The 16,768-nt window shown below is 37.1% G+C and carries 13 protein-coding genes; 10 read left to right on the forward strand and 3 right to left on the reverse strand.

What is annotated here, in order from left to right; genetic code table 11:
- Positions 1-10: 10 nt before the first annotated feature.
- From HZ311_RS07715 to HZ311_RS07730, 4 genes are all read left to right on the forward strand, one after another.
- On the forward strand, positions 11-802 hold the full coding sequence (locus HZ311_RS07715; RefSeq protein WP_023518875.1) for a WxL domain-containing protein: 792 nt from the start codon (positions 11-13) through the stop codon (positions 800-802).
- Positions 803-903: 101 nt separating this feature from the next.
- Positions 904-1,959, forward strand: a complete 1,056-nt coding sequence (locus HZ311_RS07720; RefSeq protein ID WP_023518876.1) for a DUF916 and DUF3324 domain-containing protein — start codon at positions 904-906, stop codon at positions 1,957-1,959.
- A gap of 1 nt (position 1,960) precedes the next feature.
- A complete protein-coding gene (locus tag HZ311_RS07725) occupies positions 1,961-4,963 on the forward strand; it encodes a WxL domain-containing protein (RefSeq protein ID WP_137071893.1) in 3,003 nt (1,000 codons plus the stop codon).
- A gap of 402 nt (positions 4,964-5,365) precedes the next feature.
- Positions 5,366-5,836: a TspO/MBR family protein gene (locus HZ311_RS07730; protein ID WP_178946567.1), complete on the forward strand. Its 471-nt coding sequence runs from the start codon at positions 5,366-5,368 to the stop codon at positions 5,834-5,836.
- Positions 5,837-5,987: 151 nt separating this feature from the next.
- Here the strand turns inward: HZ311_RS07730 and HZ311_RS07735 are convergent, their stop codons facing one another.
- The 3 genes from HZ311_RS07735 to HZ311_RS07745 all read right to left on the reverse strand — a co-directional run bounded on the left by HZ311_RS07735 (position 5,988) and on the right by HZ311_RS07745 (position 10,111).
- Positions 5,988-6,716 (reverse strand): LytR/AlgR family response regulator transcription factor, encoded by a 729-nt coding sequence (locus HZ311_RS07735; RefSeq protein ID WP_023518878.1) that lies wholly within the window; start codon positions 6,714-6,716, stop codon positions 5,988-5,990.
- Between the two features lie 14 nt (positions 6,717-6,730).
- Positions 6,731-8,011 (reverse strand): GHKL domain-containing protein, encoded by a 1,281-nt coding sequence (locus tag HZ311_RS07740; protein WP_023518879.1) that lies wholly within the window; start codon positions 8,009-8,011, stop codon positions 6,731-6,733.
- Positions 8,012-9,172: 1,161 nt separating this feature from the next.
- Entirely contained in the window at positions 9,173-10,111 is a 939-nt protein-coding gene (locus tag HZ311_RS07745; RefSeq protein ID WP_023518881.1) for an AraC family transcriptional regulator, read from the reverse strand.
- Between the two features lie 113 nt (positions 10,112-10,224).
- Here HZ311_RS07745 and HZ311_RS07750 point away from each other — a divergent pair, with 113 nt between their 5' ends.
- The 6 genes from HZ311_RS07750 to HZ311_RS07775 all read left to right on the forward strand — a co-directional run bounded on the left by HZ311_RS07750 (position 10,225) and on the right by HZ311_RS07775 (position 16,719).
- Entirely contained in the window at positions 10,225-11,505 is a 1,281-nt protein-coding gene (locus HZ311_RS07750) for an ABC transporter substrate-binding protein (protein ID WP_096081296.1), read from the forward strand.
- 47 nt (positions 11,506-11,552) lie between these two features.
- The gene (locus HZ311_RS07755) at positions 11,553-12,419 is read left to right on the forward strand and encodes a carbohydrate ABC transporter permease (protein WP_023518883.1); all 867 of its coding nucleotides are present in this window, start codon (positions 11,553-11,555) and stop codon (positions 12,417-12,419) included.
- The gene (locus tag HZ311_RS07760; protein ID WP_178946568.1) at positions 12,416-13,255 is read left to right on the forward strand and encodes a carbohydrate ABC transporter permease; all 840 of its coding nucleotides are present in this window, start codon (positions 12,416-12,418) and stop codon (positions 13,253-13,255) included. Before HZ311_RS07755 ends, HZ311_RS07760 begins: the two co-directional genes overlap by 4 nt.
- Before the next feature lie 11 nt (positions 13,256-13,266).
- On the forward strand, positions 13,267-15,528 hold the full coding sequence (gene yicI / locus HZ311_RS07765; protein ID WP_023518884.1) for an alpha-xylosidase: 2,262 nt from the start codon (positions 13,267-13,269) through the stop codon (positions 15,526-15,528).
- Positions 15,529-15,990: 462 nt separating this feature from the next.
- Entirely contained in the window at positions 15,991-16,476 is a 486-nt protein-coding gene (locus HZ311_RS07770) for a tyrosine-type recombinase/integrase (RefSeq protein ID WP_023518885.1), read from the forward strand.
- 51 nt (positions 16,477-16,527) lie between these two features.
- Positions 16,528-16,719 carry a hypothetical protein gene (locus HZ311_RS07775; protein ID WP_023518886.1) on the forward strand — a complete coding sequence of 64 codons (192 nt, stop codon included), beginning with the start codon at positions 16,528-16,530 and terminating at the stop codon, positions 16,717-16,719.
- The last annotated feature ends 49 nt before the right edge of the window (positions 16,720-16,768 follow it).

The raw sequence follows: 16,768 nt of genomic DNA on the forward strand, positions 1-16,768 counted from the left end.
ATTTAAATATATGAAATTCGTTAGATTAGCAACCATTGCAACATTATCAACTACTATTTTCGCCGGAGGAGCGATTTCTGCGTTTGCCGACGAGACTCGTCAAGTGACGACCAACGGAAATATCGAATTTACACCTAGTACAGACGAACCAGAAATCGTTGTTCCACCAGTAGAAGAACCAGATGTAGAGATTGAACCAGAAGTACCCGGAACCACGGGTCCTTTGTCAATTGTAAAGGCTGCGACAATGAATTTTGGTTCACAAGTGATTTCAAATCAAGATCAAACGTACAATATGATTGCAGAAAGACAACAGAAGACCGGGACGACTGGTGAGGAAAATAAAGTTCCTTTTGCCAGTTTTGCACAAGTTTCTGATACTAGAGGAAGCAATGCAGGCTGGAATTTGAAAGTCAGTCTAAGTGACTTTCAAGCGGGAAATACGCAAAACGCTATCTTGAGAGGAGCCAAAGTCACTTTAAAGGATCCACAAATTCGATACATGGGGAACAATCAAGAGTTAGCTCCAGCTGCACATGCAAATACTTTGGAATTGGAGCCTAATAGTGGCGCAGTTTCAGTTATGACCGCTGAGTCAAGTAAAGGAGCAGGGCGTTCATCTGTTGTTTGGGGAAATCAACCAGACTTAGATGCCCAATTTGAGGCAGATCCAAGTGCAACTGTGACAAACAATGCCATTCAATTATTTGTACCTGGCGCGTCAGCCAAAGACGCGACCACTTATACCTCAACATTGACATGGGAATTAACGACTACACCAGGTAGCGATGTAGGAGCCTAATAGATTGGTGTATCTAATGATGGATTAGGGTCATGACTAAAGTAGCGTTACATAATATGTAGCGCTGCTTTTTTGAATGAAACATCGAAGGAGTGTGTTTGATGATAAAAAGTACGATATATCAAATAAAGAGGAGGATTCAATGGAGTGGACGATTACTTATTATGTTAGCGTTTTTGTTCTCTCCAATTCTTGTTTCTGCAGAAGAAAATTTAAGTTTTTATGTCACACCAGAGTTTCCAGAGAGTCAAGTAGAAGGAAGTGGCCGTTACTTCGACCTTAACAGTGAACCTGGAAGTACAGAGGAATTGACACTGAAAATTCAAAATGCTAATGATCAAGCAAAGACGATTGAAATCACGGCTCATACGGCATTTACTAATGTCCAAGGAGTGGTGGAATATGGTAAAGATGCCGAAAAAGCAGACCCAACCTTACCCTATTCTTTGGCAGACTTAATTGAACCCCCAGTCCCTATTGAGCTTGCAGGAAACGAAACAAAGACTGTCAAAGTAATGCTAAACATGCCTAAAGAAGCTTTTTCAGGGTTTTTAGCGGGAGGCTTAAGAATTGCAGAGGTGAAAGAAAAGCCACAGGAAACAGAAACAAGTGGAGAAGGAGTGGCGATCAAAAATGAATTTGCCTATGTCATAGGTGTAGTGGTGAGTAATGATCGCTCTGCCGTAAAACCTGATTTAGATTTATTGGATGTCTTTGCCGATCAACTCAACTATCGCAATGTTATCAGTGCGAACTTACAGAACTTTACACCTACCTTTGTCAATCATTTAGAAGTAAAAGCAACGGTACAAAAAGAAGGGGAGAACGATATTCTCTATCGAGCTAAGCAAGAACAGATGCAAATGGCACCTAATTCTAATTTCAACTTCCCCATCTCTTTAGAAGGGGATCGCTTTCGAAGTGGCGACTACGTGTTGAAAATGACGGCACGTTCAGGAGAAGAGGAATGGCAATGGGAACGGAAATTTACCATTGAAGCAGATACAGCCCGAGCATTGAATCAGCAAGATGTCACAATTGATACGAGTATTAATTGGTGGCTCGTTGCCGCGGTCATCCTGATTCTTTTCTTATTGTTGATTATTGTTTGGTTACTTATTAAGAAGCAAAGAGCTAAAAATAAGGAGGACCAGTGAGATGAAAATTAAAAAAGTCTTGGTCGTGGCAAGTGTTAGTCTTCTTTGTTTTCCTTCGCTCTTTTTCTCAGTGATTTCAACGAGTATGCCTGTGTTTGCCATTGAGAATTCTGTGGAACTATCGAGAGAATCAGAATTGATGGATCCACTGACCAATACAACAGAAACAAAAGCGCCCATTTTTTCATTCGAAGAAAATCAAGAGCCATCTATAGCAAATAAACAGTTTCAATTAGTCGTACGTTCCAGTCAAGATGTTTCCGAGTTTGTGTTGAATCTCCCAGAGGGAGTCAGTATCGTAGAAGACAAATCTGCTGATAGTAAGTTCACTAATATAGAAGGAGGCCAGTGGCAAGTACGGACGAATTCTCCACAAATGATCTTTTCCATTCCACTAGTTGTAGAAAAAGCAGGAGCCTATGAGATAGCTGTCGGAGAATCAAAAATGACGCTTAACATTCAATCAGAGGAGAGTCAACAACCCAGTGAACAAGAAGTCACTTCCTCGGAAGAAAAAGAAACAGCGAAGACCGAAGAATCAACAGTCGAAGAAGAAGCGAGTGTATCAAGTGATGAAAAATCATCAACCACAGATACTTCGCAAAATGATCCAGAACAAGTAACAGAAAGCGCTCGGTCAACAAAAGAAGCGAGTGTCCAAGATGTGGCGAATTGGGAAGAGTTTATCCGTGCATTTGTAGATCCGTCAATAACAACGATTAATGTTGTTTCTGATTTTCAAACACCAGATAATCCTCGACTCAATCTAACGGATATTACAACAGGTGGAACGAATAATCCTAATGGTGGGACAGCATTTGTTTATCTTAATGTAGCTAATATCTCTAGAAATCTAACGGTCGAAGGAAATGGCCATCAAATTGATTTTCGCGCAATCACTTTATGTTTTAACAATATTACGGCTAATTCTTCAACTCCTTGGAATATCGCGTTAAAAGATTTAGAGATATACCACGGAAACTATTATGGACCGTTGACTTTCAATGATTTGAACGTGACGAATCAAACTGCTAGTCAGATCACTTACCATAATATTACGAACTACGGAAATCAACTGATTCATTCACCTTACAGTAGTATTAAAATCTCAGGTAAATCAAGTAGTAAACAAGTATCAGAGTATACTTCCTCTTTTGGTACGTGGCGCATCAATGCACTAGATCAAACGAATATCTATGCTTCAAATTTAACGATAGTTGAAGATGCTGAGGTTGAATTAGAAACAATTAGCGCAGGTAATTTAGATTTAGGAGGAGTAGTACACCCCAATAACAACTTTAGAATGGAAAAAAATTCATCTTTAAATGCTGTATCAAAAGGAAATGCTGGCGAAGCTGATGGAACAAGTTTACTCGTTCGAAGAGGCAGTGTTGAAATAGATGAGGGTGCAAAGCTGAACTTAGTACCACAAAATCTAAGATCAGCAATTTCTTTACGTACTGCGAACTCATCGCTCAGAATAAAAGAAAAAGGCGTCCTTACCATCGATTCTCAAGGAACAAAGGCGAATGCTAATGGTGCCCTATATAATATTATTTGGATGGCGGCAGGAAGTAATCTACTAGTAGAAAGCGGGAGTACACTGAATATTGTTGCTACTGAAATGGCTGCCTCACCATCGAATCTTTTACATGTTAATGGAGATGCAACGGTATCCATCGGCAAAGATGCCACCTTGAATATAAAAAGTGACAGCACCTCAAATGATCAAAATTTGATGTACTTCGCTTCTGCTGGGTCAACTTTTGAATTTTCTGATGCTCAAGAAGTCAATTTGGAACGAACTGGAACGATTGCCGGAACGTCGACCGCCAACGGATTGATTAATATCGCAGGAAGTACCGGTCTATTAGATATCGATGTCCAATCAGTGAAACAATGGGCAAGAGGAAATTTTGAAGAGATACCTGATCATTCATGGACACCTATCTTCAATTTGAATCTACGCTATACAGGAATTGTACCTAGGATTAACGATGATGTTTCTTCTATTCCACAAGAAACAGCGGATAGTTTTAAACAATATTTCACTACGCAAAATGTCCAACGGGTTTTATTTGAAAAAATTCCAGATGTCGAAGTCACGATTGATCCGTTAACAGAAGATCCGAATGAAGTGAATTCTCATACGATTACTGGAAAGGCGAATCCTAATAGTATGATCCGCTTCTCAGGCGATCCGGCGATTCCTGCAGGCTCTATTACTTCACCTGATATTTCTGAAAGTGAAAAGTATCATACAACGGCAGATGAGAATGGGGATTATCGTTATGAATTACCGGAAGATCGACGATTCACTGCTGGAAATACCGTGACAGCCTATGCTTTTTTGAATGGGAAAAATGATACCGCTAGTACAATGGTAGAGGAAAAAATTGTGGTGGCACCTGTGGATCCATTAGATCCTGAAACGGAAGTTGAACCGGAGAATAAACCAGAAATCCCAGAAGATCAAGGACGTTTGAGTCTAGATTTTGTGTCCCAATTTAACTTTGAGACACAAAAAATATCTGTTAGTGATCAAACGTATTACGCCCAACCACAACGGTTATTAAATGAAGATGGAACGGTTAACGAGACGAAAGAGCGTCCAAACTATGTGCAGATCAGTGACCGTCGTGCCGCCAATGAGCGCAATGGATGGCAATTATCAGTTACTCAGAACGGACAATTCCGTAATGAAAGCGGACATGAATTGATTGGGTCTGAAATCCAGTTATTCAATCAAGAACTAGTGACTGCACAAGGCGGGACTAAACCTGAACTACAGGAAGAACCTGTACAAAGAATCGTACCAAATACAAGGAAAGTACTCATACAAGCAAACGGAGAATCTGGTACAGGAACGTGGATCTATCGTTTTGGGGATCAACAAACGGCAGATAAAAGTGTCAGTCTCTATGTCCCTGGAGGGACAAATCCAGAAGCAACTAGTTATTCGACCAAGCTGACATGGGAATTAAGTGCAGTTCCTGGTAATTAAAGGAAAGAGAATCGTTCTCTTTCCTTTCTTTGTATAGGAGTAAATTCAGGGAAACTCGTTTTAGTTTGTTTAGAAGGTTCAAGTTTGAACTTACATAAATCATCAATATATATAATTTATCCTTAGTAGGATAATTCATATTTAATGAATAAAATTTTGAGTAAAATACGATTATGCTCTAAAAAGAACACTTTATGAAAAAAATAACTTATCCTTTTATATTCATATTATAATTTTCTTAAAGAAAGGAATGAAGGATATGAAGAGAATAAAGTAAATATTGTGAATAAGTTAAAAGAAATATATATCATTTAACCGCTGAAGTTTCTACTCAATAAAGATAAGATGATGAAAAAAAGTTGATAGAAAGTGATTAAATAATAGAAAGGAATTTTCTCAAACATGAATTATTTAAAAGATTATCGTTTATGGTTATGTCTTGTAGGAATCGTTGGGTTAGGATTTTTATCAAGTATTTTTAGTGGCAACCCAGGAGACTATTATTATTCTTTACAGTTACCGCCATTTGCACCGCCTAGCTGGATATTCGGACCGATGTGGACCCTTCTATATATTATGATGGGAGGCGCGTTGTATTTAATAATCAATCTACCTTCTACAAAAATGAAGGGCAGATTATTAATCCTATTTGCGATTCAGTTTATTTGTAATTTTTTATGGACGATATTATTCTTTAATTTGAAGAATAGCTTTATTGCAGCTATTGATATCAGCTTACTTTTAGTTTTCTTAACGATTTTACTCTATCAATTGTGGATGAATAGTCGGAAAGCTATGCTATTGATGATTCCCTATTATATATGGGTAATATTTGCTACTATATTAAATTATTCAATTTATTTTTTGAATTAATTCACGTGGAAATATATCAATATTAGTCTCTAAATAATAAAATTTTTTATTGAATAAAGTATCTTTTGTTGAAATTACTAATACCACACAGACTGAACGATCACTTCAGTTTGTGTGGTATTTTATATAAATAGTCAATTGAATTTAATTTTCAAGTAATTAGTTTTTTCAGACCACGAATGGATACTGGAATAATGTCCCCGTTTTCTAAAGTAACTTCCCGTATTTTTTTATTAATCATTTGAATATTCTGGGTATTTACTACAAATGATTTATGGCAACGAATAAAGTGATGGTTTCTATCTTCAATCTCTTTTATGTTGCCATAGAACTGGAATTGACTATAAGGGAGATGTACCTCTAATTTATGAGGTACACCAGGAGAAGTAGAAAAGTATTGGATATCTTTAACAGGTAAAAATTTGATTTCATCGTTGAATTCGATTTTAAACATCTCTTTTTCTAAAGGAGCTATTTGAAGATCTTTAAATAGCTTACTTAAAATACGTTCGATATTATCTTTCAAATGTAAAATATCTTCCTTGATAATATAATCAGTGGGTTCAATATTATTTTTCAAAATAATCAACGAAAGATCAGTATAAGAAGTGACATAAATTATTTTACCAGATGGATCAAGATCACGAATTTTTTTACCGAGTTCAATCCCATTCAATTCACTGTCCTTCAATTCGATATCTAAAAAATAAATACCAAAAGGAGATGTATTTATTTGAACACTTGTGAGTAAATCTTGGGGATTTGAAGTAACGAAATGGATATAGTAGCCTAAATTTTCAATCATGATTCGATTCTTTATGACAGTAGTTATCATCTCCAGTTGTTTCGGATCATCTTCACATATATATATTGGAATCATTAAAAAAGCTCCTTTTAATGTGTTTGTATATAAATTGTTTGAGAAAAACGCTGATTTTCAATTGAAGTTTCAATCAATAGATAAGGGTTCGTTTTTGCCAAATTATCCAGGATATGCAGACCCAGTCCTTCATTTTTAGGATTGCTCTTCGTAGAAAAACCCTTTTGTTTTAATTGGTTAAGTGGTAGTGTATTGATAGTTGTATTAACTACTCGAATAACTAACGAATTTTTCTTCTTTAAAATTAACAATTCGATTTTTTTCTTTTTTGTCACAGCAGCTCCTTCTGTTGCGTTATCTAAGACAATACCAAGTATACGAACTAAATTAACCGTATGCTTGGAATCAATTTTTACTTCTTCAGGTATGGTTATCTGTAGAGAGATACTTTTCTCTATTGCCATCATCAATTTTAATGACAATAAACTTCTTATTTCCGGTACATTTATTTTATCTAATAAACTAAGATTTACTGGGGTAAGATTCATTATCTCACGTGTAGGAAGTATATTTTGATCGTAATATTTTTGTAGTCCTTCTAGATCCTCTTCAATAATATAACTATTCATCGAAAATAATAGATTCTGATAGTCATGCTTGAATTCCCTAAGTTCTTGATAATTTTTCTCAATATCTCTTATATAATCTTGTTGTAGCTGGATTCGTTGTTCTAATAATTGTTCTTCCATTTTTGCATTTGAAATTTTCCAATAATAAATAAAAATAATTAAACCAATACATAGATATAGAATAAAAAAAGTAGTATTTAATGCAAGAACTTCCGGATTTCCTCCCGAAAAACGAGTATATAAGATAATAATATAATAAGTTGAAAGAATAAATACACCGATTGTACCGATTATTTGGTAATCAATTACATAAGACCAATTATCAAGAGATTTTCTAAAACTATAAGCAAGGATAAAAGACAAAAGAGCTGAAAGCGCAATATGAAAGTATTGCGAGCTGTCTCCGGGTTCGATCACTGGAGAACCAAATACTATAAAATCTCCTATACTTGCTAGATGATCTCCTAGTAGGGAAGATAATAATCCCAAAGTTAAAGCATATACTAAGGGTCGATGTGATGAAGATAAACAATGGAATATCATAGCTAACATAAAAATTGCTATTAGTGTAGAAAAAATCCCAAATAGTGGGTACAAGACACTTAATAAGATAGCATTTAAACAAGTAACAATTAGAAAAAGAGATTTATGTACTATTTGATAATCGATGAGTAATATACAAATTGTATATATGAAATATTGTAAGGCTATAGGCCATAAAAACATAGAATACATCTCCTAATGTGTTTTCTAAAATTATAACATAAAGCTTATAATATAATTTTTTAGTAATTAATTTAACCTTTTTAATTGTATAGAAAATTACGTTTTCTATACAGTTGGATATTTTACAAGTTATATTAAGTTTAATAAGAGTTTTTCTTTTAGTCAGGGTATGTTTTATTGTGATGGTTTATCAATATATATAGAAATGTACTAAAATGAGATTTTCAGTTAGGGTATGATATTTATGCTGTCTGCTACCCTGGCCTATTCTGGCAAGGGGAGGAGGTTGTATTATGAATTACCTTTTCGATATGTTTTTTGCAATCGTAGCAGAAGTAACCGCGCATTACATCTGTAAATGGCTTGATTGCAAAATTATTGCCAAAAAAGACAGTAAGCCTACCTTTAATCTGAATAGAACGTAAAAGAAAACCACTAGCCCGCCAGCTAGTGGTTTTTGGTGTATCATGAATTACCTTTTCGTTAAAACAACTATACCATATCTACTAAAAAATACAATCAGTAGATAATGGACGAATTATCATTACCACTTTGATGAAAAAATGAATAATCATTTACCAACAAGATATTGAAAGGCAGGATCGTACTCTGTTGATGCTTGAGATATTAATACATCCATCTCATCAGTTAAGCTTTGTTTTTTTGAATTGCTGCTTGAAGTTTTTCCTTATCTAAAAATCTAAAAAATTATATCTTCAGGATGTAACCCGTTTTCTTTGAGAAACGCCTTTGAAATTGTTCATACTACTTAATTATCCAAATTTTCTTTCTTCAATTGCCATATTCTTCACCCTCCCCTTTTCTCTTTGTATATACCGTATATACGCTTGTTGATATTAAATCAACTGTATTGTCTCTTATGTCTAATTATATAGAAAGATAAATTTTCCTTTACATTATTGTTTTCAGCTCAGTTCGCAAAGTAAGTGAAATACAAAGTCGCTTATTCCGTGAGTGGAATATAGCTGATACGATAAGAAAATCTTTCAAATTAGCGAAACAAGATGAATTAGTTTCTATTGACAGTGAAAGTAAGAAGAGTTGACAAATAAATCAAAGATATCGTCTATACAAGATGTTGCTGTTTTAGAATAGATCTTTTCTCGTAACCATTGTTCAACTAACGAATCAAGCGCAAAATCAATGATTTTTTGCGTTTTTTTTTCGATAATTTGACGGAGTCATTTGGGTTTCACGTTTAAAAAGGCTACTGAAATAATTCGCGTCTTCAAAACCAGCTTCCAAGGCAATATCGATGATTTTCAACTCAGTATGCAGTAACAGGTATTCGGCTTTTTTGATGCGCATTTGATTTAGATACGTAAAAAAAGTCATACGGAAATGTTTTTTAAAGAAACGACAGAAATGCTCTTTGCTATAGCCAATATGACGACTGATTGCTTCAAGAGTGATGGTGTTTTGGTAATTTTCTTCAAGGTATAGAATGATTTTTTTACAGCGATAGGTGTTGAGTTTGTTTTTACTAGCAACTAATTTTGTAGGATTTACCTGAGTACTGCAGCGCGAAAAATGTTTGAGCAGTAAGAATAATTGTGCTTTGATCGTCAGTTCAAAGCGAGATTCTTTCAAGGCAAATGTATCAATGATCGTGATAACAAGTTGTTGGATCTCCAAAATATCTGAGCAATCATTTGTAAAATGGATCGCTACTTGTTCTGGTGAATGGAGCAATGGATCAAGATAAGTTTGCTGAATATGATCAGAAACGCGACTTTCAATGAATGAAGCATCAAATACGATGGCAAAAAATGCACAGGCATTCATTTGATGATTGAGTGCTTCATGTAATTGATTCGCAGGAATAAACATAACCTCTCCTTCGTGAACAACGTAAGTTACTCCTTCTATTTTGACTTCCATGAGTCCTTGATAGACATAAAGAATCTCTAGTTCTCGATGCCAATGGGGGTGGATCATATTTTCCTGATGGGTTGGGTGATTCGTATAGTGAACGGCAATTGGAAACAAACTATCCCCATGTTCGGTCATTTCCTTTAGCGTGGTATCAATATCTTGTTGACTAGGATTGGGGGTAAAAATATCGTTTGGTCTAAACATCACATTTCCTCCATTTTGATCAATATTACAAGGTATTTTGATTAAGATAGCGATTACATACCGTTGTAAATATCAATATAATCAATTTGTTAATAAGAGGAGGAGGAATAATCATGAAGAAACAACGAGGATTTTTAATACTTGCTTTTATCATGGTGTTTGGAATTACTGGCTGCGGGACGGCACAAAGCGGGTCTTCAGATGATGGTAGTGTAACATTAGAGATTTTCAATATCAAGACAGAAACAGCCGAGCAAATGGATGCCTTAGTGGAGGATTTCGAGAAAGACCATCCGCAAATCAAGATCAACTTGACGACGGTTGGCGGAGGAACTGATGCGACGGCAGCGTTACAATCAAAGTTTTCCTCAGGAGATGAACCGGATATCTTTATGTTGGGTGGCTTAGCAGATACGCAGATTTGGCAACATAAACTCTATGATCTTGGGGAAACGACATTAGCAAAACAAGCAATTGAGGGGACATTAGAGGGGGCTACACTCGACGAGACGGTCTATGGGGTACCGATGAATATCGAAGGATATGGCTGGTTGATCAACCAGGATATTTTTAAACAAGCTGGCATCGATAGTGGATCGATCAACTCATTTGAGGCATTTGAAGAAGCCGTTCAATTATTGGATAGTAAAAAAGACGAACTTGGGCTACAAGGCGTATTTGGTTTTAGTGGGGCAGAAACGTGGGTATCCAGTCAATATAGTTCGAATTTTCTTGCTCCGGAGTTTGAGAACAGCTTAGAAAAGACTTATCAAGCGTCTGAATTAAGCGTAGATTATGCCGAGCAAATGAAAAACTACACCGACTTGGTCATTAAGTACAATGCACAACCAATGGAGGCAATGGATTATAGTACATCTGTTGAAGAATTATTTGCCAGTGAAAAGGTGGCTATCATCCATCAAGGAAATTGGATCGTACCAACATTAGATAGCTTAGATGAGACGTTCACGAAAGAAAAACTAGGGATTCTTCCTATGCAAATCGAAGCATCGGGAGAAAGCAACATCGTGGCGGGGCCAGCTTGGTATTGGGGGGTCAATAAGGATAAAGATCAAGCAGTCATTGATGCGTCGATCGAATTTTTAACGTGGATGTATACGGATGAGCAGGCGATGACAGCAATCGTTGATGAGTTTCAATTTATTCCGGCGTATACCAACTTTTCGAGCGAAGCGATCAATGATCCGTTATCCAAGGAAATCTATACGTATTTAAGCGAAGGTAAAACCGTTCCATGGGTCCATAATTCCTATCCAGATGGATTTGGACAAAATATATTTGGTGTCCAGATCCAAGCGTATGCAGCCGATCGAATCTCTTGGGAGGAATTTATTGATACCTTGCAGACCAGTTGGACACAAGAAAGGAAGTAAGCGGTGATCGGTTGATTTTTATCTAGCGAGATACAAGGAGGGTTCTCATGTTAACAAATCGCACAAAAGCTTTTTGGTTATTACTTGCACCAGCGTTATTGGCGTTAGCGATCGTTTTGTTCATTCCATTAATGACAGGGGGGTATTACTCACTCACAAACTGGAATGGCAATACAGTAGGTGAATTCGTTGGATTTGAAAACTATCTTCGGGCATTTAATGATCAAGGATTTATCGACAGTTTACTGTTTACCGCAAAATTCTCATTTTTCAGTGTGATTTTGATCAACATCGTGGCTTTAGGTCTAGCGATGTTCGTGACACAAAAATTAGGTAGATGGACGACTTTTTTCCGAACGATCTTTTTCATGCCAAATCTGATTGGAGGGATCATCCTAGGATTTATTTGGCAGTTTATTTTCAATAAAGCATTTGAAAGTCTAGCAACTATGACGGGTATCAATTTTTTTGCCGGTTGGCTGAACACGCCAGAAACGGGGTTTTGGGGGCTCATTATTTTATTTGTTTGGCAAATGAGTGGCTATATGATGCTGATCTATATCTCATTTCTCAACAATATTCCAGAAGAGATTCTGGAAGCGGCAGATATGGATGGGGCAAATCCTTTGCAAGTCTTTTTCCGTATCAAATTACCCATGTTGATGCCAGCTTTCACCGTCACTTTGTTCTTGACGTTGTCCAACGCATTTAAAATCTATGATCAAAACTTAGCCCTGACACAAGGTGGTCCGTTCAATTCCACCCAAATGGTGGCGATGAATATCTACAATGAAGCATTTGGAATGCGAAAAATGGGGTATGCACAGGCGAAAGCGATGATTTTTCTGGTCATTATCGTGATTATCTCAGTGGTTCAAATCTCACTGACACGGAAAAAGGAGGTCAGCGCATGAAGCAATCAAAAGTGAAACATCCACGACAGGTTAAGAAGTCTCTACTGATTTTTAGCGGATTGTTACTTGCTAGTCTGTGGTTTTATCCATTTTTCTTAGTGGTGATCAATTCATTCAAAACTAAAGCAGAGATATTCCAAAACACACTCACTTTACCAACTGGGCTAACATTTGATAACTATATCGAGTCGTTCGAGCGATTGGATTTTTTCAAAAGTGCAGCTAATTCGTTACTGATAACGATCGGATCACTAGTGTTGATCGTGTTCGTTTCTTCAATGGCGGCCTATGCGTTATCGAGAAACACGAGTCGCTTAAGTTCATTTCTTTATTTTATTGTCGCAATTGGCTTATTGATTCCTTTTCAGGGAATCATGATTCCCTTGATTTCACTTTTTGGGCAAGTCAGTATGCTGAATCAACCAGGCTTGATGGTGATGTATCTAGGATTAGCAACAAGTATGTCGACCTTTTTATATTACGGTGCTTTACGAGGGATTCCGAAATCATTAGATGAAGCGGCATTGATCGATGGGGCAAATACCTTCCAAATCTATTGGCAAGTCATTTTTCCTTTGCTGAAGCCTACGACAGTGACAGTGATCGTGTTGAACGCCTTATGGTTTTGGAATGATTATCTGTTACCTTCATTAAGCATCAACAAAGCAGGGATGTATACAATTCCTTTACAGATGTTTTATTTCTTCGGCGAATTCAATAAGCAGTGGCACTTAGCACTGGCTGCGCTAGTGATCGTCGTCTTACCGATTATTATTTTATTTGTTGTCTTGCAAAAACATGTCGTAAAAGGCATTTCAGATGGCGCAGTGAAGTAGGAGGAAAATAAATGAAGTTTACAAACGGCTATTGGTTGGCAAAAGAAGGATTTCATCTTGAACACCCGAATCATGTCTATGAAGCTCAAGTGAAGGAGGATAACTTAACTCTTTTCTTGCCTTATAAACCGATCCAGACAAGAGGAGATACCTTGAACCTAGGGATGACGACCTTGTCTTTTGAATCACCAAGAGAAGATATTATCAAAGTACAACTGGTGCATCATGACAAAGCACAAATCGGTCCTCATTTTCAACTAAACAGACAGTCATCTTCTGTCATGATCGATATAGAAAATGAAGAATTTTATACGTTTCAATCAGGAAAATTAGTCGCACGAGTGCCGAAAAACGCCACATTCCAAATTGATTTTCTCGCGGAAGGGAAGCTTTTGACGTCTTCTATGCCAAAAGCACAAGCCACGATTCAAAGTAGTGACGGTATCCATTATATGCGGGAACAGTTGTCATTAGATCCGTATGAATATGTCTATGGCTTAGGTGAACGATACACCCCATTCATCAAAAATGGGCAAATCATTGACTGTTGGAATCAAGATGGCGGTACTGGTAGTGAACAAGCGTATAAAAATATCCCATTTTATTTAACGAACCAAGGGTATGGTGTCTTTGTCAATCATCCTGAAAATGTCTCATTTGAAGTTGGTTCGGAGAATGTTTCACGCACACAATTTAGTGTAGTAGGTGAACGATTGGAATACTATGTCATCTATGGACCCGATATGAAAACGGTCTTAAGAAAATACACTGATTTAACGGGTAAACCCGCATTGCCACCTGCATGGTCGTTTGGTTTGTGGTTATCAACTTCCTTTACGACGGACTATCGTGAAGAAACAGTCATGGGATTTATTGAAGAAATGCAGACACGAGAGATTCCGTTTGATGTTTTTCATTTTGATTGTTTTTGGATGAAAGAATTCGAGTGGTGCGGTTTTGAATGGAATCGCGAGCTGTTTCCAGATCCGCAACAACTGATTGAAAAAATCCATCAGAAGGGCTTGAAGGTCTGCGTATGGATCAACCCGTATATCGGACAAAAAGCGGCGGCCTTTCAAGAGTGTAAAGAGAAAGGCTATTTCATCAAAGATAAACATGGCGAAGTTTGGCAATGGGATCTTTGGCAAGCGGGTCAAGGAATCATTGACTTTACAAATCCAGAAGCACGTCATTGGTACAAAGAAAGGCTGAAGGAACTCATAGAAATCGGTGTCGATTCCTTCAAGACGGATTTTGGTGAACGTATACCTACGGATGTGAATTATCACGATGAGTCTGATCCGCAAAAAATGCACAACTATTATGCGTATCTTTATAACGAAGTCGTCTTTGAATTATTAGCAGAATTACGCCCAGATGAAGCGGTCGTATTTGCTCGTTCTGCTTCGGTTGGTTCACAAAAATTCCCAGTTCATTGGGGTGGGGACAACTTATCGGAATACCCGTCCATGGCAGAATCATTAAGGGGTGGACTCTCATTTGTGTTATCCGGCTTTGGCTTCTGGAGCCATGACATTGGTGGATTTGAAGAGAATGCGACAGCGGATATTTATAAACGTTGGACACAATTCGGATTACTATCTACTCATAGTCGCTACCACGGCAACATTGAGTATCGAGTGCCATGGAACTTTGGGGAAGAAGCTGTGTTGGTCAGTCAACGATTTTCTAAATTAAAAAACCGCTTGATGCCTTATATCTATGAGCAAGCGGTAGAAACAGCGCAAACAGGTATCCCGATGATGCGCCCGGTGATGCTGGAATTTCCAGAAGACTATACGACGCATACGATCGATAAACAGTATATGTTCGGTGAACGGTTGTTGATTGCACCGATTTTCAATGAGCAAGGAAAGGTCACTTTTTATTTACCAGAGGGACGTTGGACGAATTATTTAGATAATCATGTATATGAAGGACAACAATGGCACACACAGACCTATGATTACTTCCACTTACCCCTCATGGTCCGTCCTAATTCATTGATTATTGAAGGTTCCGTGGATACGACCGCTGCATATGACTACACGAAAGACTTGACCGTACATGTCTTTGAGCTGACTGACACAGTGACGCAACAAGTGGTAGATCAACGGGGGTTTCCAGTTGGTACGATCACTGTTACCCCTGAAGATGATACCTATCAGGTCAAGATAGAAGGGTTATCACATGTTCAAGTCGTGCTTAGAAATCGGAAAGTACAAGGATGGACGGAACATCCACTAGGCTGTTCCATCCTCGTTGAACACTAGAAGAGTCGTTTGATTTGAGACAACCAAAAAGACGAAACGACACTTTCACATCAACCAATGGGAGTAGGTAGAGTGTGCGTGCTGTTTCGTCTGTCTTGTCTAGCTATCAATGGTGGTTCCGAATGAATGGGAAATCGAAAGAGAGAAATTACTCTCCCATCACCATGACGTGACAGGTTCGGTTTCGTACACGGTTTTGGTCAAAGTCTATGAAGTATTAGAAGATATAAATGTGGTTCTGATACGTATAGATTCACCTTTTATGTAAAAAAATAGGTAGTTGAAGTGATTGGGATGCTTAGTGAGAAACTTTAAAAATGATTTAAGACTGGAAGCCTAGATACCTCTCAGTCTTTTTGTTATTCATTCCAACTTTTATTGACAAAGAGCCTGTTTCGTATTCCATTAGTTACAAAACAAAAAACTGTGAATCCCTTCATTAACAAAGGATTCACAGTTATTTTGATTATTCTATTCCCACTCCACTATGAAAATAGTATTACTTATGAATTTGTTGAGCTTAAAACTAAAGCTAGTAAACGAGTGATTGCTTTAGATGATGTAACAATTAAATATTTACATGAAAGGAAACAACGGCAAGATGAACAAGGTGGAATTACATTCGTATTGTCATATAATAGCGTTCCAACACAAAAACATACGATTCGGCATACTATAAGAAGACATGCTGACATTGCAAAAGTACACAGTATACGAATACATGGTTTAAGACACTCTCATGCATCTCTCCTTATTAGTATGGGTATGAATGCTCTTTTGGTAAAAGATCGTTTGGGTCATGAAGACATTCAAACTACTTTAGGAACTTACGGGCATTTATATCCCAATACGAATTTTACAGTTGCGGAATCTTTAAATAATTATATAAAGACTGAGATGCCAAAAGAAAGTTTAGTAAAAGATGTTAAGAACCAATTTAAGAAATAAAAGGAGTAGCTGTGATAAAAGTATGATAATGAAAAGACAAAGAGCCGACAAATGTTGATTAAAAAAATGAAGATCGCACAAAAGGCACCACATTATCTGGTCGCCAATGCAGACCATGGTTCAGAAAGCAATTACCGCTATTTGGAGGAAGAACTTCCCCGGCATACAAAAGTTAGGCTTGCTCATTATAGCAATCAACATGATGAAATTGAAAAAAAGCAGTGCCTTATCTACCCAAAATGAAAAGAAAAACAAGGAGCACTCGAAAAATCACATGATTTTCGAGTGCTCC

Origin of the sequence: Enterococcus mundtii (assembly GCF_013394305.1) — a bacterium.
GTDB classification, from domain to species: Bacteria; Bacillota; Bacilli; order Lactobacillales; family Enterococcaceae; genus Enterococcus_B; species Enterococcus_B pernyi.

Excerpts from the sequence above, each read along its gene's own strand:
- HZ311_RS07715 (WP_023518875.1), top strand. The coding sequence starts at position 11 with ATGAAATTCGTTAGATTAGCAACCATTGCAACATTATCAACTACTATT.
- HZ311_RS07720 (WP_023518876.1), top strand. The coding sequence starts at position 904 with ATGATAAAAAGTACGATATATCAAATAAAGAGGAGGATTCAATGGAGT.
- HZ311_RS07725 (WP_137071893.1), top strand. The coding sequence starts at position 1,961 with ATGAAAATTAAAAAAGTCTTGGTCGTGGCAAGTGTTAGTCTTCTTTGT.
- HZ311_RS07730 (WP_178946567.1), top strand. The coding sequence starts at position 5,366 with ATGAATTATTTAAAAGATTATCGTTTATGGTTATGTCTTGTAGGAATC.
- HZ311_RS07735 (WP_023518878.1), bottom strand. The coding sequence starts at position 6,716 with ATGATTCCAATATATATATGTGAAGATGATCCGAAACAACTGGAGATG.
- HZ311_RS07740 (WP_023518879.1), bottom strand. The coding sequence starts at position 8,011 with ATGTTTTTATGGCCTATAGCCTTACAATATTTCATATATACAATTTGT.
- HZ311_RS07745 (WP_023518881.1), bottom strand. The coding sequence starts at position 10,111 with ATGTTTAGACCAAACGATATTTTTACCCCCAATCCTAGTCAACAAGAT.
- HZ311_RS07750 (WP_096081296.1), top strand. The coding sequence starts at position 10,225 with ATGAAGAAACAACGAGGATTTTTAATACTTGCTTTTATCATGGTGTTT.
- HZ311_RS07755 (WP_023518883.1), top strand. The coding sequence starts at position 11,553 with ATGTTAACAAATCGCACAAAAGCTTTTTGGTTATTACTTGCACCAGCG.
- HZ311_RS07760 (WP_178946568.1), top strand. The coding sequence starts at position 12,416 with ATGAAGCAATCAAAAGTGAAACATCCACGACAGGTTAAGAAGTCTCTA.
- yicI (WP_023518884.1), top strand. The coding sequence starts at position 13,267 with ATGAAGTTTACAAACGGCTATTGGTTGGCAAAAGAAGGATTTCATCTT.
- HZ311_RS07775 (WP_023518886.1), top strand. The coding sequence starts at position 16,528 with ATGTTGATTAAAAAAATGAAGATCGCACAAAAGGCACCACATTATCTG.